The organism is Aeromonas bivalvium, assembly GCF_046078285.1.
Lineage (GTDB): Bacteria > Pseudomonadota > Gammaproteobacteria > Enterobacterales > Aeromonadaceae > Aeromonas > Aeromonas bivalvium.
In genome coordinates, this window is record NZ_JBGXBV010000008.1 from 29,467 (window position 1) to 55,167 (window position 25,701).

Consider the following 25,701-nt stretch of genomic DNA (forward strand, 5'->3'; position numbering starts at 1 on the left):
ACGAAAAGGGCCACAGACAGCATTGTCTGTGGCCCTCTGGTTATCGTCCCACGGCCGGGCGCAGCCAGGTGTCACCAGGACACCGGCAGGCGGGTGGGACGATGAATGAGGTCGAAAGCTCAGGCTTTCGAATCAGGCTCCGGACAAAGCGTCATCGCACGCGGCTGTTCGGAGCTCACTCGGGTCACTCGCTGATCCGAGGCATATAGAGAAGTCATCTTGTCCTGGCGGAGGGGCCGCCCCGAGGCGGCACGGCACCCTGGATTGGCAATGGGGGAAAACACGCAGGCGCTACTCTAGCGCCGGCTTCTCCCCCAGGCAAGAGTCCCCTCAGGCCAGGCGCTTGTGCCAGAACATGGCCCTGCCCACTTGCGGGTCGAGCTCATAACCCTCGAAGCCACTGGCACGGTAGGCGGCCTGGGCCACCTTGTTCCCCTCCAACACCTCCAGGGTCAACTTGCAGCAACCCAGCTCCCGGGCGAGGCGATCCGCCTCGGCGAGCAGCGCCTTGCCCAGACCCCGACCGCGATGGGCCGGGTGCACGGCAATGTCGTGAATGTTGAGCAGGGGGCGGCAGGAGAAGGTGGAAAAGCCCTCGAAGCAGGTCGCCACCCCGACGGGTTCGCCATCGACCCAGGCCAGCAGCACATGGGCACCGGGGCGCCCGGCCAGGGCTTTGGCCAGATTCGCCTTCACCTCGTCCGCCAGCGGGCTGCCGCCCCCCATCTCGTCTCTGGCGTATTCGTCCAGCAAGGAGACCAGGGCCTCGCCATGTTGCCGGTTATGCAGGTCTGCCCTGATGATCTCTGTCATGTTCCTTTTCCTTCCTTGTCCACTGTTCCATGGGGTACGCCCGGGGCGCAATGTGCCGATACTAACTTCCCCTCTCGGCGGCGCCAAGACTCGCATGATGCACACCACCAACTCGATTGACGCCGCTCATCGGCCGCTGCCGCCCGGGGGGCGGATATTTGTCATCTTCTCCTTGCCACGCTAATGAAAATCAATATCATTAGCATCCTCCCGAAATGGGTGCACATCAATAATTACAAATAAATCAATAGCTTCAGGCAAATTTTCTAGAGTCGATCAACACATGCAACACCTCAATCAGACCCATACCCTGGTGTGGGCCGCCCTCTTGTCCCTGAGCGCCAGCGCCCAGGCCGACGACAGCATCACCGTCTTTGGCAAACGCAGCCAGCACGACGAAGTCGCTACCGCCACCCGTACCGCCACCCCGGCCAAGCTGGTGCCCCAGACCATAGACAGCGTGTCCGCCAGCGAGCTGACCGCCTTCGGCCAGCCCACCCTGAGCGAGGCCCTGACCGGCATCCCCGGGGTCAACGCCAGCGGCGACACCCGTTTTGACGGCGCCAACATCCGCGGCTTCAGCGCCAGCAACGACTTCTATCTGGACGGTTTTCGCGACGACATGCAATACACCCGCGACCTTGGCAACATAGAGCGGGTCGAGGTGCTCAAGGGCCCCGCCGCCGTGCTCTACGGCCGTGGCAGCACGGGGGGTATCGTCAACCGGGTCAGCAAGACGCCCCAGAGGGGGCAGGCCTCCAGCGTCAGCGCCCGGGTCGGCAGCTTCGACAGCCGACGCTTCGCCGCCGACCTCAACGGCGAGGCAGGGGAACGGGTGCAACTGCGCCTGAACCTGGCCCAGGAGGACAAGGAGAGCTTTCGCGACGAGGTGACCAGCAAGCGCACCCTGCTGGCCCCCTCCGTCAACTGGGAGATCAGCGACAGCCTGAACTGGCTGGTGCAGTACGAGCGCAACGAGCACGATCGTACCCCGGATCGCGGCATCCCCGGCGTCGATGGTCGCCCGGCGGATGTCCCCATCGAGAACGTCTACAGCGACACCCGCCGCGACTTCATCGACGATCTGGCCCAGTCCACCCGATCCCGCCTCACCTGGGACATCAACGATCAGTGGCAACTGCGCCAGCAGCTCGGCTACACCACCCTCGACAGCCAGTTCGACAACACCTATGTCACCAGCGTCAAGGGGGACAAGGTGACCCGCGCCCGCTGGCAGCAGGATCTCAAGGCCAGCAGCCTCACCAGCAACACCGAAGCCGAAGGCCAGCTGCAGACCGGCCCCGTCGGCCATCGCCTGCTGGTGGGCGTCGAGCAGAGCTGGCAGGAGCGCACCCCCAGGCTCTACCAGAACGCCAGCCCGATCCCGGCAGGCAACCTCTATGATCCAGACTCCCTGCCCACCTATGACGGCGCCATGAAGCTCGCCAGCGACGCCAGCCACAGGGTGCGCGGTGTCGGCCTCTATGTGCAGGATCAGCTCAGCCTGGGTGACTGGCACCTGCTGGCAGGCCTGCGCCGCGACGACTTCACCGTCACCAGCCGCCGCAACGACCTCGACAAGGAGCAGACCGTCTCGGTCACCAGCCTGAGTCCGCGCCTGGGCCTGGTGTGGAACCCCATCGAGGAGCACGCCTTCTACACCTCCTACAGCAAGACCTTCACCCCGGTGGGAGGGGAGCTGATCGGTCTTACCCCGGGGGACAAGAACAACAAGCTGGATCCCCAGCACACCCGGCTCTACGAGGGCGGCGTGAAGAGCGACTGGCTGGATGGCCGCCTGGCCACCACCCTCTCCCTCTACCGGCTGGAGATGTACAACAAGCGCAGCAAGGATCCCCTGGATCCCACCCGCGTGCTCCTCACCGGCCTGCAGCGCACCGACGGCATCGAGTTGAGCGCCCGTGCCCAGCTGACCGACGAGATCTATCTGCGCGGCGGCGTCGCCATCCAGGATGCCGAACAGGTCAAGGCGGATGAGGCGCTGCAAGGCAAGCGGCCGATGAACGTCTCGCGCCAGAACGGCCAGCTGTTTGCCGGCTACCAGAGCGGCAAGCAGGGCTGGTTCGGCGAGACCGGGGTGACGGCGGTAGGGGATCGCTTCGCCGACAACGCCAACACCACCACCCTGCCCGGCTACGCCCGCTTCGACGCCCGTGCCGGCTACCGCTGGCAGCAGTGGGAAGCCCAGCTGAGCGCCGAGAACCTGACCGACCACGACTACTTCGTCAGCGCCACCAGCGCGGCCCAGATCATGCCGGGCACGCCCCGTCAGCTGCATCTGACCGCCGCCTACCGCTTCTGATCCCCACCCCATCCCCCACTGGCCAGCCTCTGCTGGCCAGTTTTTTTATGAAGTGCGCAAGATGAAACGCAAGAGACTCCCCCTGCACAACAACAAGTGGGTGCGCCGCATCCACGCCTGGGCCGGCTTTGCCACCCTCACCCTGATGCTGCTCTACGGCCTCACCGGCCTCTGGCTGCAACACAGGGCCGTGCTGCCCCTGCCCGGCCCCCACACCGCCAAATCCAGCGAAGAGATAGTGCTGAGTACGCCGCTGACCAGCCCGGATGAATTGAAAGCCCTGCTGCAACGGCGTTATGCAGACATGTTCGAGGAGGGACGACCCCAGATCACCCCGCCCCAGACCCTGCCCACCCCATCCGGCCCGCTCACCCTGCCGGCTCGCTGGGAGCTGCGTGGCGTCACCCTCGGTCAGAGCGTGGCCGCCAGCTATGTGGAAGGCACCCTGCTGGTGCGCACCGAGCTGCAGCAGGCCAACGTCGCCGCCAGCCTCAACCGGCTGCATCGCGGCATGGGCACAGGCCTGCCCTGGCAACTGGTCGGCGATCTCGCGGCCCTGGCCATGCTGCTGCTGGCCCTCACCAGCCTGCTGATGTGGAACAAGCTGCACGGCCCGGCCGGTCGCGGCATCGTCCTGTTGCTGCTGGGCGCCCTGGTCACCGTGCTGGTGGCCCTGCTCTAGGGCGTTTACCGACACCAAAACGGGATCCCGCTCCCGGCGGCGGTAACCTTGCCCATCCGCCGGGTAACAAAGGGTAACCGGCCGCCGATGGGGGTCACAATTGGCGACCAGGCGGCTGGATAGAAAGCGCCTGTGGCTGATAGGGTGCGCCCAGCTCCCGAACGCCGCGAGGAATCATGCGCATCTCCAGCATCGAATGCGGGCGAGTGGTGGCCATCCTGGCCGTGATGACCATTCATCTCTCCCCCTTCAGCAACCCCTTCGACCCCGCCCTGTGGGACGGCACGCCCTACCCTCTGGTCGGGGCCATCATCAACCAGCTCTGCCGCTTCGCGGTGCCGCTGTTCTTCCTGTGCGCCGGTTACTTCCTGCAACCCGCCCTCGCCGCGGGCCACCCGCTGACGGTGGCGCTGCGCTACTGTCGCCCCCTGCTGGGGCTCTGGCTGGCGTGGAGCCTGATCTATCTGCTGGTGCCCTTCAACCCGCTCGCGGCGGTGAGCGAGGGCTACCTGCCTGCCATGGCGGGCCAGTGGCAGATGCAGCTGGGGGATCCCCTCAACGTCTGGTGGGTGGGCGGCATGATCCACCTCTGGTTCCTGCCCGCCCTGATGGTGGCTGTGCTGATCCTGGGACTCTGCCAGCAGGCTGGCCTGCCGAGGCTCGCCCTGCTGCTGGGGGCCCTGCTCTACGGTCTGGCCCTGCTCGGCGGCTCCTACGGCCCGCTGCTGCTGGGGGGCGAGTGGGCCCTGCTGACCCGCAACGGCCCCTTTTTCTCCCTGCTGTTCGTGGCTCTCGGCGCCGAGCTGCGCCTGCGTGGCTGGCAGCCGGATGCCAGGCGCTGCGCCCTGCTGATGGTGGCGGGGATGGGGCTCTACGCCCTGGAGGCCGCAGGCCTGCTGCGCTTTGCCGCCGTGCCCCTCAACCGCCACGACTTCCTGCTGGGTTCGCTCCCCTGGGCGCTGGGGCTGTTCGGCCTGCTGCTGGCCAACCCGGCGTGGGGCCGGGGCAGCTGGCTGGAGCGCCAGGCTCCCAAGGTGCTCGGCCTCTACTGCCTGCACATGATGCTGGTGGTGTGGCTGATGATCTTCGGCCCCCAGGGCAAGCTGGTGTGGTGGGAACTCCTCAAGGTGCCCGCGCTGCTGGCGCTCACCCTGCTCGGCTACCGACTGCTGGCGACGAACCGGTTCAGCGGCTGGCTGTTGCGGGCCCGCTAGCAGCAGGATCCTGCCCCGCCAGCAGATCGACGTGGCTCAGCGCAAAATCGTGCATCTGCTGGAGCAGGGGGAGCAGGGCGACGCCAAGGGGGCTCAGGCTGTACTCCACTCTGGGCGGCACGTCCGGGTAGAGGGTGCGGATGATGACGCCGTCGCGCTCCAGCTCCTTGAGCTGGGCGGTGAGCACCTTCTGGCTCACCTCGGGCAGGCTGCGGCGCAGGTCGCCAAAGCGCAGGGTCTGCTCGCGCAGATGAAACAGGATGGCTGGCTTCCATTTGCCGGTCAGCAGGCGCAATACCTGATAGGCGGGACAGGGCAGTGAGGGCACGGTATGGCTCGCGAGTGGTTACTTTGCGGTAACTATGCCACGAAAATGTGCCTTCTTGCAGCCAAGATGCCGGCTTCCTATGATGCGGATCCCGTCAATCAACACCCACGAGAGGTTTATCATGCCCAGTCTGCTGCAGATCCATTTCACCTTCCCCGCCGCGATGATGGGACCGGCCCTCACCGCTGCGGCCATGCCGCTGGCCGACTCCATCACCAGGGAGCCCGGCTTCATCTCCAAGATCTGGACCGAGAACCCGCGCACCGGCGAGGCGGGCGGCATCTACCTGTTCGAGGACGAGGGGAGTGCCCTCGCCTACGCCACCATGCACGAGCAGCGGGTGCTCGCCATGGGCGCCAGCGCGGTGCAGTTCAAGGTGTTCGACGTCAACGAGCCCCTCAGCCGCGTCACCCGCGGTCTGGTGTGATCCCCTCGCCCAGCGGCAAGCGATAGCAGGTATCCTGCTGCCAGACGAAGCCCAGCCGCCGGAACAGCCGCTGGCTGGGCCCATTCTCCGGCTCGATATCCGCAAGCAGGGTATGAATGCCGAGCTCCCCGGCATACCCCGTCACGGCGCTCGCAGCTCCTCCAGTCTCAGCGCAATCGGCCGACATCAGGGCACGGCACACCGGCGGCGATACGGCCGCCCCCGGCTGGAGCCAGGCCAACCGTCTGATCCTTCTATGAAATATCTTTTATGTCTAAGAGGGGGCCGGGATGGCTGGTACCATACGCAGCCCTATTTGATCCGGATTTTTCCGGCACCATCCATCCCTGTTTCAGCCCTGGAGGCCCCATGAATCTCCCCCTCATCATCAATGTGCTGCTGTTCGCGGCCCTGCTGACGGCCCTGGCCAGGGTCAGCAAGCCGAGCTGGAGCCTATCTCGCAAGGTGCTGACCGGCCTGGTGATGGGGGTGCTGTTTGGCTTCGCGCTGCAACTGGGCTACGGCGCCGGTCATCCGGCCATTGCCGCCTCCATCGAGTGGTTCAATCTGGTGGGCAACGGCTATGTGCAGCTGCTGCAGATGATCGTCATGCCCCTGGTGTTCGCCTCCATCCTGAGCGCCGTGGCCAAGCTGCACAATGCCGCCTCCCTGGGTCGCATCAGCCTGCTCACCCTGGGCACCCTGCTGCTGACCACCCTGATCGCCGCCCTCGTCGGCGTGCTGGTCACCAACCTGTTCGGCCTGACCGCCGAGGGGCTGGTGCAAGGGGTGAAGGAGAGCGCCCGCCTCGACGCCATCGAGACCAGTTACCTCGGCCGGGTGAGCGAGCTGGGGGTGCCGCAGCTGCTGCTCTCCTTCATTCCCAAAAACCCCTTCGCCGATCTGACCGGGGCCAACCCTACCTCCATCATCAGCGTGGTGATCTTCGCCGCCCTGCTGGGGGTCGCCGCCCTGCAGCTGCACAGGGACGACGCGAGCAGGGGGGAGAAGGTGCTCGCCGCCATAGATACCCTGCAAGCCTGGGTGATGAAGCTGGTGCGCCTCATCATGACACTGACCCCCTATGGGGTGATGGCCCTGATGACCAAGGTGGTCGCCAGCTCCAACCCTGAGGAGATCGTCAAGCTGGGCAGCTTCGTGCTCGCCTCCTACCTGGGGCTGGGCCTGATGTTCCTGGTCCATGGCCTGCTGCTCGCCCTGGTGGGGGTCAACCCCATCACCTTCCTGCGCAAGGTGGCCCCGGTATTGAGCTTTGCCTTCAGCAGCCGCTCCAGCGCCGCCACCATTCCCCTCAACGTGGAAGCCCAGACCCGCCGCCTCGGCGTGCCCGAGGCCATCGCCAGCTTCGCTGCCTCGTTCGGTGCCACCATTGGCCAGAACGGCTGTGCCGGTCTCTATCCGGCCATGCTGGCGGTCATGGTGGCGCCGACCGTGGGCATAGATCCGCTGGATCCCCTCTGGATTGCCAGCCTGGTCGCCATCGTCACCCTCAGCTCCGCCGGGGTCGCCGGGGTCGGTGGCGGCGCCACCTTCGCCGCCCTGATAGTGCTGCCCGCCATGGGGCTGCCGGTCACCCTGGTGGCACTGCTCATCTCGGTCGAGCCCCTCATCGACATGGGGCGCACCGCCCTCAACGTCAATGGCGCCATGACGGCGGGGACCATCACCAGCCAGCTGCTCGGCCAGACCGACCAGGCCCTGCTCAATGGCGAGCAGCGAGAGGAAGCGGCTCACGGCCAGGCCTGATCCCGCCGGTTCCGACCAGACAGGGGAGCCAGGCTCCCCTGATCGCTTTCACGCCCCAGCAGCGCCGCCCATCCGGCGGCGCCATTCATCGCCGATTCACCCCGCTCCCCTATGCTGTGACCCGCCCCCGGGCCCGGTTTTCACACTCTCATATCCACCCCAGCAAGGAACTGTCATGGTTGCCGCACCACTCAAGGATCCACAGCATCGCCTCTCCCACACCCTGCGTCACACGGCCGCCGCCATGGGCGAGGGCCAGATCAGCCTGCGGGAACTGCTCGCCCTGGTGGGGGAGCAGGGCATGCTGCTGTTCTGCCTGCTGCTGACGGTGCCCTTCCTGCTGCCGGTCAGCATTCCCGGCATCAGCAGCGTGTTTGGCCTGCTGATCCTCTTCATCGGCATCGGCATCACCCTCAACCGTATGCCCTGGCTGCCCGCCAGGCTGATGGCGCGCCGCTTCGCCACCGAGCAGCTCAAATCGACCCTGCACAAGGGGGCCGATCTGCTGGCCCGGCTGGACAGGTTCGTGCGCCCGCGCCTGCTGGTGCTGACCGCCAGCAGCACCATCAACCGGGCCAACGGCCTGATGATCATGCTGGCCGCCGTCTTGCTGATGATGCCGTTCGGCGCCATCCCCCTCACCAACACCCTGCCCGCCTGGGCCATCCTGCTGTTGGCGACCGGCATGTTGCAGCGAGACGGCTGCTTCGTCGCCCTCGGCTACGCCCTGGTCGCCGCCACCCTGATCTGGTTCGCCGTGCTGGCCCTGGGGGTGCTGATGGCCGGGCAGGGGCTCTCCGGCCTGTTTGGCTAAACGGCGCCGCGAAGGCGCTTTCTGGCACGCTGGCCGCGATGGTGATGGCCGCTGATCGAGCGGCCAGGGGAACCCATGCCCACCATGACGGCCGTCAGGGGGATGGTGCCATCGCAGGCGAGGCAAGATAGACAGGGGCAGAGGCGGTTTGATGAGGCGGTTTGATGAGGCGGGTTGATGAGGCGAGTTGATGCGGCGGATTGATAAGGCCATCGGGAGGCAGTCGGCACAGCCCCCCCGATGGCCCGCAGGCTCAGGTCATTGTCAGCGGCTGGCGGTGCGGCTCTCGCTCCAGAGCAGCTCGCCGCTGTGCAAGTCCATCAGACTCATGGCGAGGCGGTAGCGCCCCCCCTCTGAGAGCAGATCCCCGTAGAGCATGTAACCGGCCCCGGTCTGGCGACCCAGACGCACCAGGGAGGCCGGGTTCATGCCCCCCTGCTGGTATTCCAGCTGGCTGGTGATGGCGGAAACCTGGCCGGGATCGGCGAAGCGAAAGTCGCTGTTTGCCTGAATGCGCTGGCTCATTGCCACCGCCATGGGCTGGGTGCTGAAGGGCTCACCCGTGCCGTTCTGGGGCGCCATCAGCAGCAGCACAGGGCTGCTGCCCGCCAGCGCCTGCACCTCGGGGGCCTTCAGGAAGGCATCCGCCATGGCAACGGCCAGGCCGGTTGGCGCCACCGCCTTGGGAGGGGGCTTGACCGCCTCGGGTTCGGCCACCGGCTGGTCCGGCTGGCTCATCGGCTGGCTCGGCTCGGCAACAGGCGCAGGGGCGCCGCCATAGGGATTGACCGCACAACCGCCCAGCAAGAGGGCACCCACCATCAACAAGGAACGCAGCTTCATCTTTTCTCTCCGCCAGAAGTGCGCAAGGCGCACTTCGTCCATCATCCATTTTGACGGAGCCAGACTCCGCCGCCCCTCCATGCTAGAGACAAACCCGCCCCGGGTCGATGCGCATATGGAACGGGGACGACAGAGACTGGCGAAGCGCAGGGCACAAAAGGGTGGCGAGGGGCCATCCGGTTCCGTTAGGGTAGCCTGAGCCCAGACGCCAGAGGAGCGCCCCATGCACGGACCCGACCCCGCCAATCCCCACCCCATGGAGGGCTTCCCCCAGGTGTGCTTTATCAAGAACACCATCAAGGGGCCCAATATCGAGGTGGGTGACTACACCTATTACGACGATCCGGAGGATTCGGCGGGCTTCGAGCGCAACGTCCTCTATCACTTCCCCTTCGTCGGCGACAAGCTCATCATCGGCAAGTTCTGCGCCATCGCCCGCGGGGTCAAGTTCATCATGAACGGCGCCAACCACCAGAGTTCCGGCTTCTCCACCTACCCCTTCTTCATCTTCGGCAACGGCTGGGAGAGCGCCGCCCCCGCCCCGGGCAGCCTCCCCTACAAGGGCGATACCGTCATCGGCAACGATGTCTGGATAGGCTATGACGCCCTGATCATGCCAGGGGTCAAAGTCGGCAACGGCGCCATCATCGCCGCCCGCTCCGTGGTCACCGGTAACGTGCCCGACTACGCCGTGGTCGGCGGTAACCCCGCCAAGGTGATCCGCTACCGCTTCGACGACGACACCATAGCCCGTCTCAACGCCCTCGCCTGGTGGGGCTGGCCGGTGGAGCAAATTAGCCGCCATCTGCCGCTGATAAGCGGCGGGGACATTGGCGAGTTGGAGAGGGCGAGGTGATAGCTGCCCACCTGGAGGCATCGAGGAGATGCCTCCCCACACAGCCCTGGAGAGCACGGATCCATCACCAGATCAGTGCGTTACATGGGAATTTAAAACCATCAGATCCCACTGGAGTTATCAACATGACCACACCCGCTTTCACTGTCGTCCACTCAACACCGCCCGTCGAAACCTATCGCTATCTTCGAACCGCTGCCGGACTCAGCCCAAAGACGCTTGAGGCCGCAGAGCGTGGTCTGCCCAATACGCTGTTTGCCGTCCAGGTGTTTTGCGGCCAGACCGCCATCGGCATGGGTCGCATCATCGGAGATGGCGGAACATTTTATCAAGTGGTTGATATTGCAGTGCTGCCTGAATATCAGGGTCAAGGGGTAGGCAAAAAGATCATGACGGAGATCGCCAACTATATCGCCCGCGAGGTACCAGAGTCAGGCTATGTCAGCTTGTTGGCAGATGGGGAGGCTCATCGACTCTATCAGCAATTCGGTTTCTCGCTCACGGCGCCTGCCAGTGTTGGTATGGGGCTTAAGCGGATTGCCGCCGAAAAGACCTGACCATTCATTCACATCCATACCCAGGACAGCCATGTTGGGATATCCCCCTTCTTGTCTGCCTGGTGTAACAGGTCAGCCCGCACAGGTGGCACTGAACATCCGCGGGCAGATAGCCGAGCTGGAAGCGGCAACCCCATAGAGACAACCACCATCAAGCAGGAAGCACTATGCAACTAACCCCACCCCAACCGCCTCAGGACGATGAGGTCGAAGCGCTGAGAGATGGCCTCTCCGGCTACAACGTAAGTCAGGCTGGCCCGCAGCTGTACGAGCTTAGGCGTGAGCGGATCGCCAGCTTTATCAAGGATAAAGAGGGCAAGGTTCACGGCGGCATCATCGCCGACATCAAGTGGGGCTGGCTGCACGTCGACTGGCTCTGGATTGACGAAAGCATCCGCAAGGATGGCTGGGGCGGCCGCCTGCTCGGCGCCATGGAGCAGTACGCCCAAAGCAAGGGCATCACCAACTACCATCTGGAAACCACCAGTTTTCAGGCCCTCCCCTTCTATCAGAAGCAGGGTTACGAGGTCTTTGGCCAGCTGCCCGATATGCCGCCGGGGCATATCAGTTACTTCCTGAAAAAGCAGGATAAGTGATGCCATTCCAGCGCCTTGCCAACGCCAATCTCGTTATTCGCCCCTTCGAAGCGGGCGATGCCGACGAGTTTGTCCGAGCGGCCCACGAATCCATCGAGACGGTCGGCAGCTGGATGAGCTGGTGTACTCCCTCGTTCAACCGGGAGCAGGTGCTGGCCTGGTTTGCCAGCTGCGATCAGGATCGCGCGGCAGGACGTGCCTTTGACATAGGCATTTTCTGCGCCGCCACCGTCCAGCTACTGGGTGGCGCAGGTATCAACCAGCTGTCGCCCCATCATCGCTACGGCAATATCGGCTATTGGGTGCGGCAATCCCGCCAAGGCTGCGGCATCGCCCGGCAGGCGGTCGTGCAGCTGCGTGACTTTGGCTTTCAGCAGTTGGGTCTATTTCGGCTGGAGATCGTGATGGGAGTTGGCAACACCGCCAGCGAAGCGGTTGCCATCGCAGCCGGGGCTACCTTCGAGTGCCGGGCAAGGAACCGCATATTCCTCCATGGTCAGCCTATTGATTCGCATATATACGCCCTAGTACCCTCAGGCTAACTTCTGTAGCACAGCGTATTCTACAGACTGGTTTGACGTGAACGGGCGATGGTCATGGCAAGTTCCCTCTTCGCTGCCGCTTCAGCTAGGCAGACCGCCCCCCCCAGTCAAAATAATGGATGACCCAGATTCTCGATGTCCCAAACTCTCGCACCAGATTTTTTGTCCAAGAATCTTCTGCTTGTTAAAGATCAAACATGTTGAGCTGAGGTGGTTCAATTTTCTCTTTATCAGATTCATATACAAAACGAATATTCTCTCCATACAATTTAAAATCCTCTATATTTAGTGGAGCTACTGACATAAATCTCTCCTTATTATTAGACTTAATATGCTCTCTTAGTTCCATTAGCAGTCTACCTAGAGCATTAACGCCTATAAAAACATTTCCATCTAATGGCTTAGCCCCCCAAAATTGGTCTTTATTGGATAGTTCAACAATGTCTTTGCCCGCAGAAGCATGTAATACTTGGGAGAAACTGTCCCAATTTTGAGCCAGTTTTACACGAAGAGTCCACTTCATGATCAAAACTTTGACTTGCTCCCAATCTTTACGTGTCTCAGCGATATATGTTTTTCCAACCATCTTTGCTGTCATTGGACTACTCTGCTCCAAAATTTTCCGCTGAACATCTGGTAAATTAGGAAAACGACAAGCTTGGTATAGTGCTTCTATGCTTTTCACTGGGATATCATTCACCACAACGGGGAAACCTGCACACATATTAGATAACTCACCCCATTTTTCAGTAGTTTTTTTAAATGATATAACAGTTCTAATATCGTATTGCTTTATTTTATGCTCATTCATCTCAATCTCCGTATGTATCTCTCTGCAATAAAGGATACCATTTACTGAAAGGATGCCAATCAGGAGCGTCAGGGTCTCCCCACCAAAATACTAGCGGATTATTATTAGGGCAATTTCTAAAACTAAATACTGTTGAACCAAACCCAAACTCATTAAATTGATGATAACCAAGTGGTTTAACCACAGGGTTATTCTTATTAGAGAAGCCTAGAATTTTTAAACCATGTTTCAGAATTATTTTTTCATACTCTTCTCTTCTAGGTCTAGAGAAAACTTTATTTTCAATACCATTGTGAACCCTATATTTAGGCTCGTAATCATGTTCTTCCAGATAATCAACCACTTCGGGTATATCTTCAACGCAGGAAGTAGGCCAAAATACCTCTGAATAGTCTCTACGATAAAGTCTGTTTTCAAGCCGGCGATCTTTAAATGAGCAAAATTGAAACTTTACATTTAAGTCAAGCTCATCAACCAGATTTTTTAGTCTTTTTTCTAAACTGTATCTTCCGTATATATACCAACCAATTGTTATTATGCAAATTCTACAATCCCTAGGCATTTTATCTCTTAGCCAAAAGTTAAAGTCACTAAATACTCTCCCCCCTGAAAAAATAAAATCATCTATATACAAATACTCACTTGATTCGCAGTTTATAATATTATCCGTGTCGTAAACCTCATCTAACTTAGAGCAAAAAATATCATTTAGATCTTTCTGGCTGTTTCCTTTACGTTGGATTTCCAACAATGAAACGGAATTCCAATAATCGTCCTTATTTTTACCATAAACGATTTTTGATTTTATGGTGGCATCAACTAACTTTTCGAAAGACTTTCTAGATATAAAGTTTCTTTTTATTATTCTATTGGTTTCCTTGAGTACAATTCGCCTTTCGCCCACATCGAATTGCGTGACCCATCGTTTTACATGTGCTTCATCATAGTCGCCAAATTCACCATCACGGTAATTTGAGATAACGTTAGCTATGCTTCTACATAGTTCATCATTTGTCACCATTACCTCCTAGATATTTAGATTTATTAATTAAGAAAAGAATTTATACGTGTTAAGAAGATGCCTGTCCATACTGGGGAAAAACACACTACCGCCCCTGAATGACAGCCTCCAGTCTGCTGCTTTTAACCTACCTGTTACATTGGCTAGCCCCATAGGTGACTCCAGTGAGATGGATTCCAAACGGCTATGTTAGCGAGTGGCGCTGGAGAGGGAAGAGGAAGACGATAGCTTCCTGAGCAAGATCAATAAATTAATCATCATAAGCGGTGCTAGAGTCGAGCATCAACAGGTGTTGTTGAATGAACGCATTTTTGCTTAGCTTTGACACATAAAATTAGTCGTTCTTGCTATTAACAGGCAGTGCTATTGAGAAAGAATGGTCCTTCTAAGCGTGCGATTTGAGCCAGAGTTGCGTTCAAATAGTGAAAGATTCTTTTATTCAACGACGCCCCTCTTATTCGCTTAGGCTCACTCGCTTGTCCGACGGCACGCGGGTGAGCCGAAGGAACCCGACGTAGTCGGGCTAATAAGCGGGGGAGAAGACCTTTGGTGCATTTTTTGAAAAGAGCGGGTCTTTCCAAAGTCACTCGCCTAGGCCCGAAGGGCGGGCGAAACCCCTTCGAGGCCAGCGGCCTCGCATCCTGCATGGCGAAGCCGTGCCATCACTTTCCAGCCCGCGAAACGGCCGATTCCTCCACTCTGCACGGCGAAGCCGTGCCACCACACAACGACCCCTGCGCCAACGCCATACCTCGGAACGGACGATTACGCCTGACGGCTAATCGACCCTACGATTGCACGGCGCAGCCGTGCCTGCTTGCCACAGGCACGGAGTCTGGCTGGAAGCCCAGATGCCACCGGCAAAGGGGCGTAGCCGCCCCTATCGGCCCAAAAACGCCTCCCAGTCCTTGAACACCGGCTGCAACCCGGCCTGCCTGACGGCATCGGCCACCTCCCCCAGTGCTCTGTCGTCGTGGATGGCGAACTGCTCCAGCTCCTCCTTGTCCCCTTCCGCATAGCCCCCCGGCTGGGTGCGCGACTCCGCCGACATCTGGGTGATACCAAGGCGCAGGGCGCCGTTGCGAAACGCCGGGGACTCCCGGGTGGAGAGGGACAGCTCCAGGGTCGGCGAGAAGAGGCGCCAGGCGCAGATAAGTTGCACCAGCTGGCGGTCCGACATCACCACTTCGGGCTCCAGCCCCCCGGTGCAGGGGCGCAGCCGCGGGAAGGAGAGGGAGTAGCGGCTCTGCCAGTGGTGGCGCTCCAGCCAGGCCAGGTGCTCGGCCACGAAGTAGCTGTCGGCGCGCCAGTCCGGCGACAGGCCGATCAGCGCGCCGAGTCCAATCTTGTCGATGCCGGCACGGCCCAGCCGGTCCGGGGTGGCGAGGCGCCATCTGATGTCCTGCTTGTTGCCGCGCAGGTGATGGCGGGCGTAGGCGGGGGCGTGATAGGTCTCCTGATAGACCATGACGGCATCGAGGCCGAGGGTCTTGAGCTCCGCATATTCGGCCTGCGACAGGGGCTGCACCTCCATCGCCAGGGTGCTGAAGTGGCGGCGGATCCGCGGCAGATGCTCGCGAAAGTAGTCCATGCCCACCTTGGTCTCATGCTCGCCGGTCACCAGCAGCACGCTGTCGAATCCCCGTGCCTTGAGGGCCAGGCACTCGCGCTCTATCTCCTCTGCATTAAGCGTCTTGCGCTTCAAGCGGTTGCTCATGGAGAAGCCGCAGTAGGAGCAGTCGTTGGCGCACAGGTTCGACAGATAGAGGGGCACGTAAAAGCCCACCGTATTACCGAAACGCTGGCGGGTCAGGCGCTCCGCCAGCTCCGCCATCCGAGGCAGGAAGGGCTCGGCGGCCGGGGAGATGAGCGCCATAAAATCCGCCAGGGTGCGCCGCGGTGCGCTCAGGGCACGCTCCACATCCAGGGCCGCCTTGGCACGGATCTGCATGCCGATATCGTCCCAGTCAAGCTCCTGCCAGCGGTCGGCGAAATCCAACCCCCTCCCGGCCTCCCCCTTGGGAGGGGGAGGAGCGCAAGGCTCACCCCCTTCAAGCACCGATTTAGCCTCGGCCCTCACCCCCGGCCCCTCTCCCAGAGGGAGAGGGGAGGAAGAATGTCCCCCAGTGATAGCAATTCCCTGACTCATAACGCCCCCAGAAAATCGGTCAGCGGACTGGAAGCCTGGGCCTGCACGCCGCGCGTGCCCAGGCCTGCCTCATAGGCGCTGCGCCCGGCAGTGCAGGCCAGCGCAAAGGCGCGGCCCATGGCGATCGGGTCGCCGCTCACCGCGATGGCGGTGTTGACCAGCACGGCGTCGGCACCCAGCTCAAAGGCAGCGGCGGCATGGCTCGGCGCACCTATGCCCGCATCCACCACCACCGGCACCTTGGCCTGCTCGATGATGATGGAGAGGAACTCCCGGGTCACCAGCCCCTGATTGGAACCGATGGGGGCGCCGAGCGGCATCACGGCGGCGCAGCCCACCTCTTCGAGTCGCTTGCACAGCACGGGGTCGGCGCCGCAGTAGGGCAGCACCACGAAGCCCTCTTTCACCAGCTGCTCGGCCGCTTTCAGCGTCTCTATGGGGTCGGGCAGCAGGTATTTGGGATCGGGGTGGATCTCGAGCTTGAGCCAGTTCGTCCCCAGCGCCTCCCGGGCCAGGTGGGCGGCAAACACCGCCTCGGCGGCGGTCTTGGCCCCCGAGGTGTTGGGCAGCAGCTTGACCCCAAGTTGCCGAAGGGGCGTGAGGATATCGTCGTGGGCCTTGCCAGGCTCGAGGCGCTTGATGGCCATGGTCACCAGTTGGGAGCCGCTCGCCGCTATGGCGGCGGCCATCAGATCCGGGCGGGCAAACTTGCCGGTGCCGGTGAAGAGGCGCGAGGAGAAGGTATGGTTCGCTATGGTCAGCATCTCAGCCTCCGGCGATGGCGGTGAAAAGGTGGATCTCGTCCCCGTCATTGAGGGGGGTGTCTGGCCAGCGGCTGCGGGGCAGCACGGCGCCGTTGAGGGCCACCGCCACCCCCTGGGGATGGACCCCTTGCGCCGCCAGCAGGTCGGCCACGCTCTGCCCGGCCGCCAGCGGCTGGGCTTTATCATTGAGTCGAATCTGAGTCATGGGGTGATTTCCTTGTGCTGGCCGCAAACCGCACAGTCGGGATCCGGGGCCAGGGTGTGGGTCTGCCACTGGTGGGCCAGGGCATCGAAGCGGCGCAATGTGCCGGCGACCGGGCTCGGCAGGCCGAGCAATAGTTTCAGTGCCTCCAGGGCCTGCAAAGAGCCCATCACCCCGACCAACGGGCCTGTGACGCCGCTGCTCTGGCAGCTCTCTTTTACTTCGGTATCCGCCGGGTAGAGGCAGGCGTAGCAGGGGTGATCAGGGGCGCTTCGCACCATCAGCTGCCCCTGCCAGCCCACGGCTGCCGCCGAGATCCAGGACTTGCCCTGGGCCACGCAGGCGGCGTTGATGGCCTGGCGGCTGGCGAGGCTGTCGCAGCAATCCACCACCAGGTCCACCTGTGCCACAAACTCCGGCAGGCTGGCGGCATCGAGGCGCTGGTTGATGGCAATCAGCTCCACATGGGGGTTGTGTTGGCTAAGGCGTTCGCGGGCCAGCTCCGCCTTGGAGCGGCGCAGCCCCTCCCCGTCGAACAGGATCTGGCGCGGCAGGTTGCTGGAATCCACCGTATCGCCATCGGCGAGCCAGAGGGTGCCGACACCGGCCCCGGCGAGATAGAGGGCCAGCGGCGAACCGAGGCCGCCGAGGCCCACGATCAGCACGGATTTGCCTTTCAGCCGCGCCTGCCCTGCTTCGCCCACTTCCGCCAGCATCAGCTGGCGGCCGTATCTCAGATACTCTTCGTCATTCAGAGACGGGGCATCAGATAGCATGTTCCACCTCTCTTATGGCCGTGGCCGAGCGCGGCTCGTCCCCCGCCCCCACGGCGGCGAGCAGCCGCTCCGTCGCCCCCTGCCAGTCGTCGCTGGCCGTGATGGCGGAGACCAGGGCGATGCTGCCCACACCCGTTGTCTGAACCGCCGCCACCCGCTCCTCGCTGATGCCGCCGATGGCGACCGTCGGCCAGTCGCTCATCAATGCGCGGTAATGGTGCAGCCGCGCCAGCCCCTGGGGGCGCGAGGGCATGGCCTTGGTATTGGTAGGGAAGATATGACCGAGCGCAATGTAGGAGGGGGCCAGCTCACGGGCCCGCATCAGCTCGAAGTAGCCGTGGGTGGAGATGCCAAGACGCAGCCCGGCCGCCTGGATGGCGGCGAGATCGGCGGTCTCCATGTCCTCCTGCCCCAGGTGCACGCCCCAGGCGCCCGCCTCGATGGCCTGCTGCCAGTAGTCGTTGATAAAAAGCCGCGCCCCATGACGGCGACCGAGCGCCACGGCCTCAGCAATGGCCGATGTCACCTGGGCGGCAGGCAGGTTCTTGATGCGCAGCTGTATGGTCTTGACCCCGGCCCCCAGCAGACGCTTGAGCCACTTGACCGAATCCACCACCGGATAGAGCCCGAGGTTGTGTTCGGTCGGGGCGAAGGGCCCCTGGGGCAGGCGGGCCGCGCAGTCAGGATAGAGACCGAAGCGGCGATCCAGGCTTGACCCCGCCAGCAGGGCACGGGGGAAGTGGGCGAGACTGCTCGGCCAGCCGAGATGGGCGATGGGCCCCGGGCCCGCCCCCACTCCCTGCGCCGCCGCCAAGCCCTGTTGCAGGTAGGCGCGCGCCAGCGTGATGGCATCCTCCACCGGGTAGTCCTGCGCCACCACGGCGGCGATGGCGCTGGCGTAGCAGCAGCCGGTGCCGTGGCCGTGACGGGTATCGAGGCGCGGCGCCCCTAGCCAGAATTCGCGGCTCTCGTCCTGGTAGTAGTCGAGGCAGAGATCCCCGCTCCACTCAAGGTGGCCGCCCTTGACCAGTACGGCGCGGGCGCCGAGTTCGCGCAGGCGCCTCGCGGCAAGGCGCACCAGCTCGGGGCTGGAGGCGGGCAGCCCGGTCAGGGCTTCCAGCTCGGGGCCGTTGGGGGTGATGAGCGACAAACGGGGCAGCAGCTGTTCGCGCACCGCCACCAGCATGCCGGGCTCCGCCATGGGGGTGCCTGTGCTGGCGATGGCCACGGGGTCGTAGACCACGAAGGGGGCGCCCAGCGTATCGAGGCGCCGGGCCAGCACCTCCACATGGAGCCGGGTCGGCAACAGGCCGACCTTGATGGCGGCCGGTGGCAGATCCAGCCCCAGGGCGTCGATCTGGGCGGTGAAGGTCTGCATCAACACGGGGTCGACCATCTTCACCGCCACCGAGTTCTGGGCCGTGATGGCGGAGATGACGGAGCAGCCGTGCACGCCGAGATCGTGCAATGTGTGCAGGTCCGCCTGGATGCCGGCCCCGCCGCCGGAGTCGGAACCCGCTATGGTCCAGACCACGGGGCGAGGGGCCTGCGTCACCGTGGACAGGTCGGCGGGGCTGACAGCCCCGCGCTCGCTGCTCACGCCTCCTCCCCTGCGGCCTGCTTCAGGGTCGCCGCCTGGTGGTAGATCTCGCCGCCGGTCTCCTTGAAGGTTTCCGCCATCCGCTCCATGCCGCGCACCACCTCGGCCTGCTTGAAGGTCTCAGGCTCCTTACGGGCCATGCCACTTTCCACCTCGGCCACCACCCGCTCCTGCTGGCCGTCCATGCCCACCAGTTTCACCTCGACCGCTTCCAGCTTGGCGGCGTAGTCGCGCACGTCCTGGGTGATCTTCATGGAGCAGAACTTGGGGCCGCACATGGAGCAAAAATGCGCCACCTTGCCGGACTCCTGGGGCAGGGTCTCGTCGTGATAGCTGCGGGCGGTCTCGGGATCCAGGGCCAGGTTGAACTGATCCTCCCAGCGGAACTCGAAGCGCGCCTTGGACATGGCGTTGTCGCGGATCTGGGCGCCCGGGTGCCCCTTGGCGAGATCCGCGGCGTGGGCGGCGATCTTGTAGGTGATGAGCCCCTGCTTGACGTCCTCCTTGTTGGGCAGCCCCAGGTGCTCCTTGGGAGTCACGTAGCAGAGCATGGCGCAGCCGTACCAGCCGATCATGGCGGCCCCTATGCCGGAGGTGAAGTGATCGTAGCCGGGGGCGATGTCGGTGGTGAGCGGGCCCAGGGTGTAGAAGGGGGCCTCGTGGCAGTGCTCCAGCTGCTCGGTCATGTTGCGCTCTATCATGTGCATGGGCACGTGGCCGGGGCCTTCGATCATCACCTGGACATCGTACTCCCAGGCGATTTTGGTGAGCTCGCCCAGGGTGTGCAGCTCGGCGAACTGGGCCTCGTCGTTGGCGTCATAGACGGAGCCCGGACGCAGGCCGTCGCCCAGCGACAAGGCCACGTCGTAGGCGGCGCACAGCTCGCAGATCTCGCGAAAATGCTGGTAGAGGAAGTTCTCCTTGTGGTGGGAGAGGCACCACTTGGCCATGATGCTGCCGCCACGGGATACGATGCCGGTGAGGCGCTTGGCGGTCATGGGCACGTAGCGCAGCAGGACGCCGGCGTGGATGGTGAAGTAGTCCACCCCCTGCTCGGCCTGCTCCAGCAGGGTGTCGCGAAACAGCTCCCAGGTGAGATCCTCGGCGATGCCGTTGGTCTTCTCCAGCGCCTGATAGATGGGCACTGTGCCGATGGGCACAGGGCTGTTGCGCAGGATCCACTCCCGGGTCTCGTGGATGTTGCGGCCGGTGGAGAGATCCATGACGGTGTCGGCCCCCCAGCGGGTAGACCAGACCAGCTTCTCCACCTCTTCCTCGATGCTGGAGCTGACCGCCGAGTTGCCTATGTTGGCGTTGATCTTCACCAGGAAGTTGCGGCCTATGATCATGGGCTCGCTTTCCGGGTGGTTGATATTGTTCGGGATGATGGCGCGCCCGGCGGCCACTTCATCGCGTACGAACTCAGGGGTGATGTTCTCGGGCAGGCGGGCGCCGAAGCCCTGACCCGGATGCTGGCGCAGCAGCAGCTCGGAGCGCACCCGCTCGCGGCCCATGTTCTCGCGAATGGCGATGAACTCCATCTCCGGGGTGACCAACCCCTGACGGGCATAGTGGAGCTGGGTCACCCGGCGGCCCGGTTTGGCGCGGCGGGGCTTGGGCAAATGATCGAAACGCAGGTGATCCAGCCCCTCGTCCGCCAGACGCTCCTGGGTGAAGGTGGAGCTGAGATCATCCAGCACTTCGGTGTCGCCACGCTCCAGCACCCAGTGTTCACGCAGGCGCGGCAGGCCCAGACGCACGTCTATCTCGGCGCGCTCGTCCCCGTAGGCCCCCGAGGTGTCGTAGACGGGCACGGGATCGTTGGGCTCGAACTGGGGGGCCTCCTTGGTGCCGCCGACCAGGGTGTCGGCCAGCAGGATCTCCCGCAGGGGTACCCGGATATCGGGGCGGGATCCTTCAATGAAGATGCGGCGAGAGTTGGGATGGGCCATCCCCTTGAGGTTGTCGATAAAGGCCTGGGCACTGGCGCGCTGCTCGCGGCGGCTGGATTTGGCGGTATCAGATACATGGGTAGACATAGCAAAACTCACATTAACTGGTTGAAGTTATGGGTGTTTGCTTGTCTGGAGTTCGAGGAGAAGTGATGAACTTGCGGCGGGATATGTTCGGGGGAGTGCGTCGGGCATGGATCTTCCCTGCTCTGTCGTCCCTCTGCCCTGTGCGGCAGATCCGCAGGCCTGATGGCCCGGCGGGACGACCTCCCCCTGTGCGCCTGCACCCACCAGAGGCGCTCTGCCTCTGGCTGGCGGGAAGCGAGTCCTTCCCCGGCGCGGTAACCCGCAAGTTACCCTTGTTTCCCTTCGCAGGTCTTAACCTGATCAGGTTCCACGGATCCCGAATTAACGGTCTCAGCTTAGCGTCGTTCGACGGTCAGCACTCCGACAAGATGGCGCCAGTATAAGTGGGGAATTTTAAAGTACAAGCCATTAACAAGGGGAAAGGGATTGAGGTCTCACTCTTCGGGATCGAGTGCGTCCTCGGGGTCGGGAATGAGGATCTCGGTGAGGCGACCCTCTTCATCCCGGCTCAGCACCAGCCTGCGCCCCGGTTGCAGATCGGCGGCGCTGCCATTCACCCAGCGGGTGCCGGCATCAAACACCAGCACGCCGAGCTCCTGTAGCAGCAAGGCTCGTCCCGAATGGGCAAGCAGTCGACCCTCCCCCCGCCGCCAATGAGCCCAGAGGGCCGGATCTGCCGTCCCGTCACGCACCCGGATCGTCTCGGCGACGCCGTTGCGGCTCTGGATGGCGAGGCGCAGGCCGGGCCTGAGATCGTCAAACTGGGCCGCCCCGACCAGGGTGGCGCTACCCAGTTCCAGTTCGGCCCCCTGAAATTGCAGGTGGATGCCATCATTGTGCTCCAGCGCCACCAGCCAGAGCTCGGGCTCGTCGGCAAGGGCGTGAAAGGAGAGCAGCAGGAGCAAGGCGGTTCTGGTCATGGCTGGCGATCCAGGGTCACGGTATGAAGTGTAACTATGGGCCTGGACGGGCCATTTTTCCCCTCGCCCTGAGGGATCAGTCCTCCTCCCGGCACTGGCTCAGCCGCTTGCCGTCGAAGCGGCACTCCAGCTCGAGCCAACGCCCCTCGAAGGGGGTCAGGCTGTCATCGGAGGCGCCATAACCCCAGACGCGCCCGCCAAGGACAGGCCCCTCCAGCTCCATCTCGTCGGCCTCGTCCAGGGGCTCCACCTCGCGGATCAGCCGTCGCTCCCCCTGCGCCGTCGTCTGCACTTCCCCTTCCAGATCGACCCAGGTGCCGCCGAGGTCGTCTTCGTCCAGACCCTCCTTGAAGCGGGTCTGTTCGTCGATCACGAAGGGGATGCCGTTGACCATCAGCTGGCCCAGTTGCCAGGTGGTGCGGCCGGTCAGCTTGAACTCGGCCCCCTGCGCCCACCCGAAGGGCAGCAAGATCATCAGCAGGAGGGCACGCAGAGACTTCTTCATCGGGGATCCTCGGGGTTACACTGGCCACCAGCATGGCCTCTTCGCCGTGAAATGACCGTGAAAAACGGCCAAAACCAGGAGATCAAAACATGAAAATACTGGTGGTGGAAGACAATCCCCAGGTGGCGGAAACCATCATGGACTATCTGGAGCTGGCCGGGCACAGGGTGGACTGCGCCTATCACGGCCAAGCCGCATTGCAGCTGCTGGCCGAGCAGCGCTTCGACGTCATCATCATGGATGTCATGATGCCGCGCCTGGACGGTCTCTCCACGGTGGAGCGGCTGCGCGCGGACGGCATCGCCACCCCTGTGCTGTTTCTCACCGCCCGCGACAGCCTGGATGACAAGCTGGCGGGCTTTCGGGCGGGGGGCGACGACTACCTGATCAAGCCGTTCGCCATGGAGGAGCTGGAGGTGCGGCTGCAGGCCCTGGCCCTGCGCGGCCCCCGCAGCGACATGGGGGCGCTGACGTTTGGCGATCTGACGGTGGATCCCGCCGCAGGCCGCGCCAGCCGCGCCGGGGTGGAGCTCAAGCTTGGCAAGATCCCGTTCCAGATCCTCACCCTGCTGGTCAGGCGCGCCCCCCGGCTGGTGAGCCGCCAGGAGGTGCTCGACACCGTCTGGGGGGACGAGGAGCCGGACTCGGACGCCCTGCGCAGCCACATCTATGCCCTGCGCAACGCCCTGGACAAGCCCTTCGAGCACCCCATGCTGGAGACGCGCCACGGCCAGGGCTACCGGCTGGTCACCCCATGACGAACCCGACACCGCCCCTTGCCCCCGATCTGCCGAGCCTGCGCCGCCGCCTGGTGCTGATCCTCGGCAGCGCCGGCCTGCTGCTGCTGGTGCTGCTCAGCCTGCTGATGGTGGTGGCCGAGAACAAGATGGAGGAGCTGAGCCTGCGCCACTGGCTGGAGGCCGAGGCGACCCGCTATCAGGATGACTGGCTGCGCCTGGGGGACGCCGCCCCCGCCCCCAGCCCGCGCCAGTTCTCCAGCTACTGGACCGAGGCGGGGCGCCTGCCCGGCTGGCTCAAACCCTACCGGACCCCTGGCTTCTTCGAACATCAACTGGGCCGAGAGGACAAGCACTTCCTGGTGCGCCCCCACCCCTCTGGCCAGGGCCTCATCTATCTGGTGTTCAACGACGATGCCGACGACTACCTGGACCCTTATGAGGATCAGCTACACCTCGCCACCCGCCTCATCGGCCTGACCCTGCTGCTGGGGGCCCTCGGCTTCGGTGTCTGGCTGGTGCGCCACATCACCCGGCCACTGGAGCAGTTGCGCCAGCGGGTCGCCCACCTCACCCCGGATCAGGGGGACTTCGTGCCCGACGCCCCCTGGCAGGAGCTGCGGGAGATAGAGCTGGCGCTGCTGGCGGGCAAGCAGGAGGTGGCGGCCGTGTTCGCCCGGGAACAGGAGTTCAGCCGCTTCGCCAGCCACGAGCTGCGCACCCCCAACATGGTGATCCAGGGCTCGGCCGCCCTGCTCGGCAAGGTGAGCGAGCTGCCCGCCCCCGCCGCCCGGGCCGCCAGCCGCATTCGCGCCGCCAGCGACGAGATGGCCCTGCTCACCGAGACCTTCCTGCTGCTGGGGCGAAAGGACGCCGTGGAGCGGCCGCCCCAGCGGGTCGCCCCCCTGATCCAGCAGGAACTGGCCCGCCTCGCCCCCCTGCTGCAACGCGAGAACCTGGATATCCGCCTCGCGCTGGACGAGCAGAGCGAGGTCAGGGCCCCCCTCTCCCTGCTCGCCATCGCGCTCGGCAACCTGCTCAAGAATGCCCTGAGCTACGCCGAGGGCCACATCGAGATAGTGCTGCAAGGGCAGGCGCTCACCATCAGCAACCCGACGGCGGCGCCACCGGATCAGATCCTGGGTTACGGCTGCGGCCTCACCATCATAGAGCGCATCTGTGCCAAGCTCGGCTGGCAGATAGAGACCCGACTGGAGCAAGGCGTGTTTCGCGCCAGCCTGCGGATGGGCGAAGGCCCCTGAAAGGCGGTGATCCCATGACCACAAAACACAGAGGCGGCCCCGGGGCCGCCTCTGTGTCGTTCCTGTCCTGCCTCAGGAGAGGGCCAGACCGAGGGAGAGCAGCAGGCTGTAGAGAAACGCGCTGATGGCGGTCTTCTTGAGGGCGCCGGTCAGCACCTCGCCATCCTGGCTCAGGCGCAGGGTGCGGGCGGCATCGGTGAGGGGCTTGAGCGCGGGCAGGAAGATCCAGGGCCAGAGGTCAAGGGGCTGGAGCAGCAGGAAGACGATGGTGGCCAGCAGCGCCGCCCCCAGCAAGGCCCAGTGATAGGCGATGGCCCGGTTGCGGCCCAGGCGCACCGCCAGGGTGATCTTGCCGCTGGCGGCGTCCGTCTCTATGTCCCGCACATTGTTGATGTTGAGCACGGCGGTGGCCAGCAGGCCGCAGGCGGTGGCCGGCAGCAGCAGATCCCACTCCAGGGTCTGGGTGAAGAGGTAGTAGGAACCGAGCACCCCCAGCAGGCCGAAGAAGAGAAACACCGAGATGTCGCCAAAGCCGCGATAGCCGTAAGGGGTCTTGCCCACCGTGTAGGTGATGGCCGCGACGATGGCGGCGCCACCGAGCAGCACGAAGGCGAGGATGTGCAGCCAGGCGTCGCCGAAGACGCTGATCAGCAGGGCCAGGCCGCTCACCACGGCCGCCAGGGCGGTCAGCCCCATGGCCACGCACATCTGATGGCGGGTGATGAGGCCGGAGACCACGGCCCGCTGGGGTCCGATCCGCTCGCCGTTGTCCGCCCCCGAGACCGCATCCCCATAGTCGTTGGCCAGGTTGGAGAGGATCTGCAACAGGATGGCGGTCAGCAGAGAGAGGGCCATGATGCCGCCGTCGAAGGCGCCACGGCTGGCGGCCAGTCCCGACCCCAGCAGGATGGAGGAGCAGGCCAGGGGCAGGGTTCGCAACCGCGCCGCCAGCAACCACACAGAGAAGGTATTTGTCATATTTTGATGGCCAAACAATCAGATATTGATCGTGTTAAGGGTTATCGAAACGGATTTGGGTATACTTGCCAGCCTGGGAGCCGGGCTCCCTCGGGCAATTTACAGGGATGAATGGGCGGATAATATATAGGAATAATCGCCCTTTGGCATAAACCGCGGCCTGCCCCCGCCCCAC

26 protein-coding genes, 1 pseudogene and 1 riboswitch are annotated in these 25,701 nt (G+C 63.3%); of the genes and pseudogenes, 12 read left to right on the forward strand and 15 right to left on the reverse strand.

The annotated features are described in order from the left end of the window. Positions 1-330: 330 nt before the first annotated feature. Entirely contained in the window at positions 331-813 is a 483-nt protein-coding gene (locus ACEUCR_RS16180) for a GNAT family N-acetyltransferase (RefSeq protein ID WP_408791421.1), read from the reverse strand. A gap of 283 nt (positions 814-1,096) precedes the next feature. On the opposite strand from ACEUCR_RS16180, the gene ACEUCR_RS16185 reads away from it, so the two are divergent. From ACEUCR_RS16185 to ACEUCR_RS16195, 3 genes are all read left to right on the forward strand, one after another. Next, complete coding sequence (locus ACEUCR_RS16185; RefSeq protein ID WP_408791423.1) at positions 1,097-3,136, forward strand: TonB-dependent receptor; 2,040 nt, start codon at positions 1,097-1,099, stop codon at positions 3,134-3,136. Positions 3,137-3,146: 10 nt separating this feature from the next. Further along, positions 3,147-3,818 carry a PepSY-associated TM helix domain-containing protein gene (locus ACEUCR_RS16190; protein WP_408791519.1) on the forward strand — a complete coding sequence of 224 codons (672 nt, stop codon included), beginning with the start codon at positions 3,147-3,149 and terminating at the stop codon, positions 3,816-3,818. 176 nt (positions 3,819-3,994) lie between these two features. After that, complete coding sequence (locus ACEUCR_RS16195; protein ID WP_408791425.1) at positions 3,995-5,032, forward strand: acyltransferase; 1,038 nt, start codon at positions 3,995-3,997, stop codon at positions 5,030-5,032. Here ACEUCR_RS16195 and ACEUCR_RS16200 read toward each other — a convergent pair. Beyond that, positions 5,004-5,360 carry a winged helix-turn-helix transcriptional regulator gene (locus ACEUCR_RS16200; protein WP_408791427.1) on the reverse strand — a complete coding sequence of 119 codons (357 nt, stop codon included), beginning with the start codon at positions 5,358-5,360 and terminating at the stop codon, positions 5,004-5,006. The two genes, ACEUCR_RS16195 and ACEUCR_RS16200, sit on opposite strands and share 29 nt — an antisense overlap. A gap of 121 nt (positions 5,361-5,481) precedes the next feature. Between ACEUCR_RS16200 and ACEUCR_RS16205 the strand changes: the two genes are divergently transcribed. Further along, positions 5,482-5,787: a monooxygenase gene (locus tag ACEUCR_RS16205; protein WP_392443578.1), complete on the forward strand. Its 306-nt coding sequence runs from the start codon at positions 5,482-5,484 to the stop codon at positions 5,785-5,787. Here the strand turns inward: ACEUCR_RS16205 and ACEUCR_RS16210 are convergent. After that, a pseudogene (locus ACEUCR_RS16210) lies at positions 5,768-5,950 on the reverse strand (GNAT family N-acetyltransferase); the annotation flags it as partial. The gene ACEUCR_RS16205 and the pseudogene ACEUCR_RS16210 overlap by 20 nt on opposite strands. Positions 5,951-6,156: 206 nt before the next feature. Here ACEUCR_RS16210 and ACEUCR_RS16215 point away from each other — a divergent pair. Further along, complete coding sequence (locus ACEUCR_RS16215) at positions 6,157-7,554, forward strand: L-cystine transporter (RefSeq protein ID WP_408791429.1); 1,398 nt, start codon at positions 6,157-6,159, stop codon at positions 7,552-7,554. A gap of 175 nt (positions 7,555-7,729) precedes the next feature. After that, on the forward strand, positions 7,730-8,368 hold the full coding sequence (locus ACEUCR_RS16220; protein WP_041997348.1) for an exopolysaccharide biosynthesis protein: 639 nt from the start codon (positions 7,730-7,732) through the stop codon (positions 8,366-8,368). 264 nt (positions 8,369-8,632) lie between these two features. Here the strand turns inward: ACEUCR_RS16220 and ACEUCR_RS16225 are convergent, their stop codons facing one another. Continuing rightward, positions 8,633-9,211, reverse strand: coding sequence for a penicillin-binding protein activator LpoB (locus ACEUCR_RS16225; RefSeq protein WP_111874373.1), 579 nt, complete (start codon positions 9,209-9,211; stop codon positions 8,633-8,635). A 223-nt stretch (positions 9,212-9,434) separates the two neighbouring features. Between ACEUCR_RS16225 and ACEUCR_RS16230 the strand changes: the two genes are divergently transcribed. From ACEUCR_RS16230 to ACEUCR_RS16245, 4 genes are all read left to right on the forward strand, one after another. After that, on the forward strand, positions 9,435-10,067 hold the full coding sequence (locus ACEUCR_RS16230) for a Vat family streptogramin A O-acetyltransferase (RefSeq protein ID WP_408791430.1): 633 nt from the start codon (positions 9,435-9,437) through the stop codon (positions 10,065-10,067). A gap of 125 nt (positions 10,068-10,192) precedes the next feature. Beyond that, positions 10,193-10,624 (forward strand): GNAT family N-acetyltransferase, encoded by a 432-nt coding sequence (locus ACEUCR_RS16235; protein WP_408791432.1) that lies wholly within the window; start codon positions 10,193-10,195, stop codon positions 10,622-10,624. 167 nt (positions 10,625-10,791) lie between these two features. Beyond that, positions 10,792-11,220: a GNAT family N-acetyltransferase gene (locus ACEUCR_RS16240; RefSeq protein WP_392443588.1), complete on the forward strand. Its 429-nt coding sequence runs from the start codon at positions 10,792-10,794 to the stop codon at positions 11,218-11,220. Then, the gene (locus tag ACEUCR_RS16245) at positions 11,220-11,762 is read left to right on the forward strand and encodes a GNAT family N-acetyltransferase (RefSeq protein WP_408791434.1); all 543 of its coding nucleotides are present in this window, start codon (positions 11,220-11,222) and stop codon (positions 11,760-11,762) included. Before ACEUCR_RS16240 ends, ACEUCR_RS16245 begins: the two co-directional genes overlap by 1 nt. A 184-nt stretch (positions 11,763-11,946) precedes the next feature. On the opposite strand, the gene ACEUCR_RS16250 is transcribed toward ACEUCR_RS16245, so the two are convergent. The 10 genes from ACEUCR_RS16250 to ACEUCR_RS16295 all read right to left on the reverse strand — a co-directional run bounded on the left by ACEUCR_RS16250 (position 11,947) and on the right by ACEUCR_RS16295 (position 22,549). Next, positions 11,947-12,573: an NADAR family protein gene (locus ACEUCR_RS16250; protein WP_408791435.1), complete on the reverse strand. Its 627-nt coding sequence runs from the start codon at positions 12,571-12,573 to the stop codon at positions 11,947-11,949. 1 nt (position 12,574) lies between these two features. After that, positions 12,575-13,594: a phosphoribosyltransferase-like protein gene (locus ACEUCR_RS16255; protein WP_408791437.1), complete on the reverse strand. Its 1,020-nt coding sequence runs from the start codon at positions 13,592-13,594 to the stop codon at positions 12,575-12,577. 880 nt (positions 13,595-14,474) lie between these two features. Further along, positions 14,475-15,743: a 2-iminoacetate synthase ThiH gene (thiH, locus tag ACEUCR_RS16260; protein ID WP_408791438.1), complete on the reverse strand. Its 1,269-nt coding sequence runs from the start codon at positions 15,741-15,743 to the stop codon at positions 14,475-14,477. After that, positions 15,740-16,507, reverse strand: coding sequence for a thiazole synthase (locus tag ACEUCR_RS16265; RefSeq protein ID WP_408791440.1), 768 nt, complete (start codon positions 16,505-16,507; stop codon positions 15,740-15,742). Before ACEUCR_RS16265 ends, thiH begins: the two co-directional genes overlap by 4 nt. 1 nt (position 16,508) lies before the next feature. Then, entirely contained in the window at positions 16,509-16,712 is a 204-nt protein-coding gene (thiS, locus tag ACEUCR_RS16270) for a sulfur carrier protein ThiS (RefSeq protein WP_408791442.1), read from the reverse strand. Next, the gene (locus ACEUCR_RS16275; protein ID WP_408791444.1) at positions 16,709-17,485 is read right to left on the reverse strand and encodes a HesA/MoeB/ThiF family protein; all 777 of its coding nucleotides are present in this window, start codon (positions 17,483-17,485) and stop codon (positions 16,709-16,711) included. The genes thiS and ACEUCR_RS16275 overlap by 4 nt, the downstream gene beginning before the upstream one ends. Continuing rightward, positions 17,475-19,085: a thiamine phosphate synthase gene (gene thiE, locus ACEUCR_RS16280; protein ID WP_408791446.1), complete on the reverse strand. Its 1,611-nt coding sequence runs from the start codon at positions 19,083-19,085 to the stop codon at positions 17,475-17,477. Before thiE ends, ACEUCR_RS16275 begins: the two co-directional genes overlap by 11 nt. Then, complete coding sequence (gene thiC, locus ACEUCR_RS16285; protein ID WP_408791448.1) at positions 19,082-21,124, reverse strand: phosphomethylpyrimidine synthase ThiC; 2,043 nt, start codon at positions 21,122-21,124, stop codon at positions 19,082-19,084. The genes thiE and thiC overlap by 4 nt, the downstream gene beginning before the upstream one ends. Positions 21,125-21,383: 259 nt before the next feature. After that, a riboswitch (TPP riboswitch) is annotated at positions 21,384-21,497 on the reverse strand. A 61-nt stretch (positions 21,498-21,558) separates the two neighbouring features. Beyond that, complete coding sequence (locus ACEUCR_RS16290; protein ID WP_408791450.1) at positions 21,559-22,044, reverse strand: hypothetical protein; 486 nt, start codon at positions 22,042-22,044, stop codon at positions 21,559-21,561. A gap of 76 nt (positions 22,045-22,120) precedes the next feature. Further along, the gene (locus ACEUCR_RS16295) at positions 22,121-22,549 is read right to left on the reverse strand and encodes a hypothetical protein (RefSeq protein WP_408791452.1); all 429 of its coding nucleotides are present in this window, start codon (positions 22,547-22,549) and stop codon (positions 22,121-22,123) included. A gap of 89 nt (positions 22,550-22,638) precedes the next feature. Between ACEUCR_RS16295 and ACEUCR_RS16300 the strand changes: the two genes are divergently transcribed. Together ACEUCR_RS16300 and ACEUCR_RS16305 are read left to right on the forward strand one after the other, a co-directional pair. After that, complete coding sequence (locus ACEUCR_RS16300; protein WP_408747864.1) at positions 22,639-23,307, forward strand: response regulator transcription factor; 669 nt, start codon at positions 22,639-22,641, stop codon at positions 23,305-23,307. Next, positions 23,304-24,548 (forward strand): sensor histidine kinase, encoded by a 1,245-nt coding sequence (locus ACEUCR_RS16305; RefSeq protein ID WP_408791454.1) that lies wholly within the window; start codon positions 23,304-23,306, stop codon positions 24,546-24,548. Before ACEUCR_RS16300 ends, ACEUCR_RS16305 begins: the two co-directional genes overlap by 4 nt. 72 nt (positions 24,549-24,620) lie before the next feature. On the opposite strand, the gene ACEUCR_RS16310 is transcribed toward ACEUCR_RS16305, so the two are convergent. After that, positions 24,621-25,526: a 1,4-dihydroxy-2-naphthoate polyprenyltransferase gene (locus ACEUCR_RS16310; RefSeq protein WP_162625859.1), complete on the reverse strand. Its 906-nt coding sequence runs from the start codon at positions 25,524-25,526 to the stop codon at positions 24,621-24,623. Between the last annotated feature and the right edge of the window lie 175 nt (positions 25,527-25,701).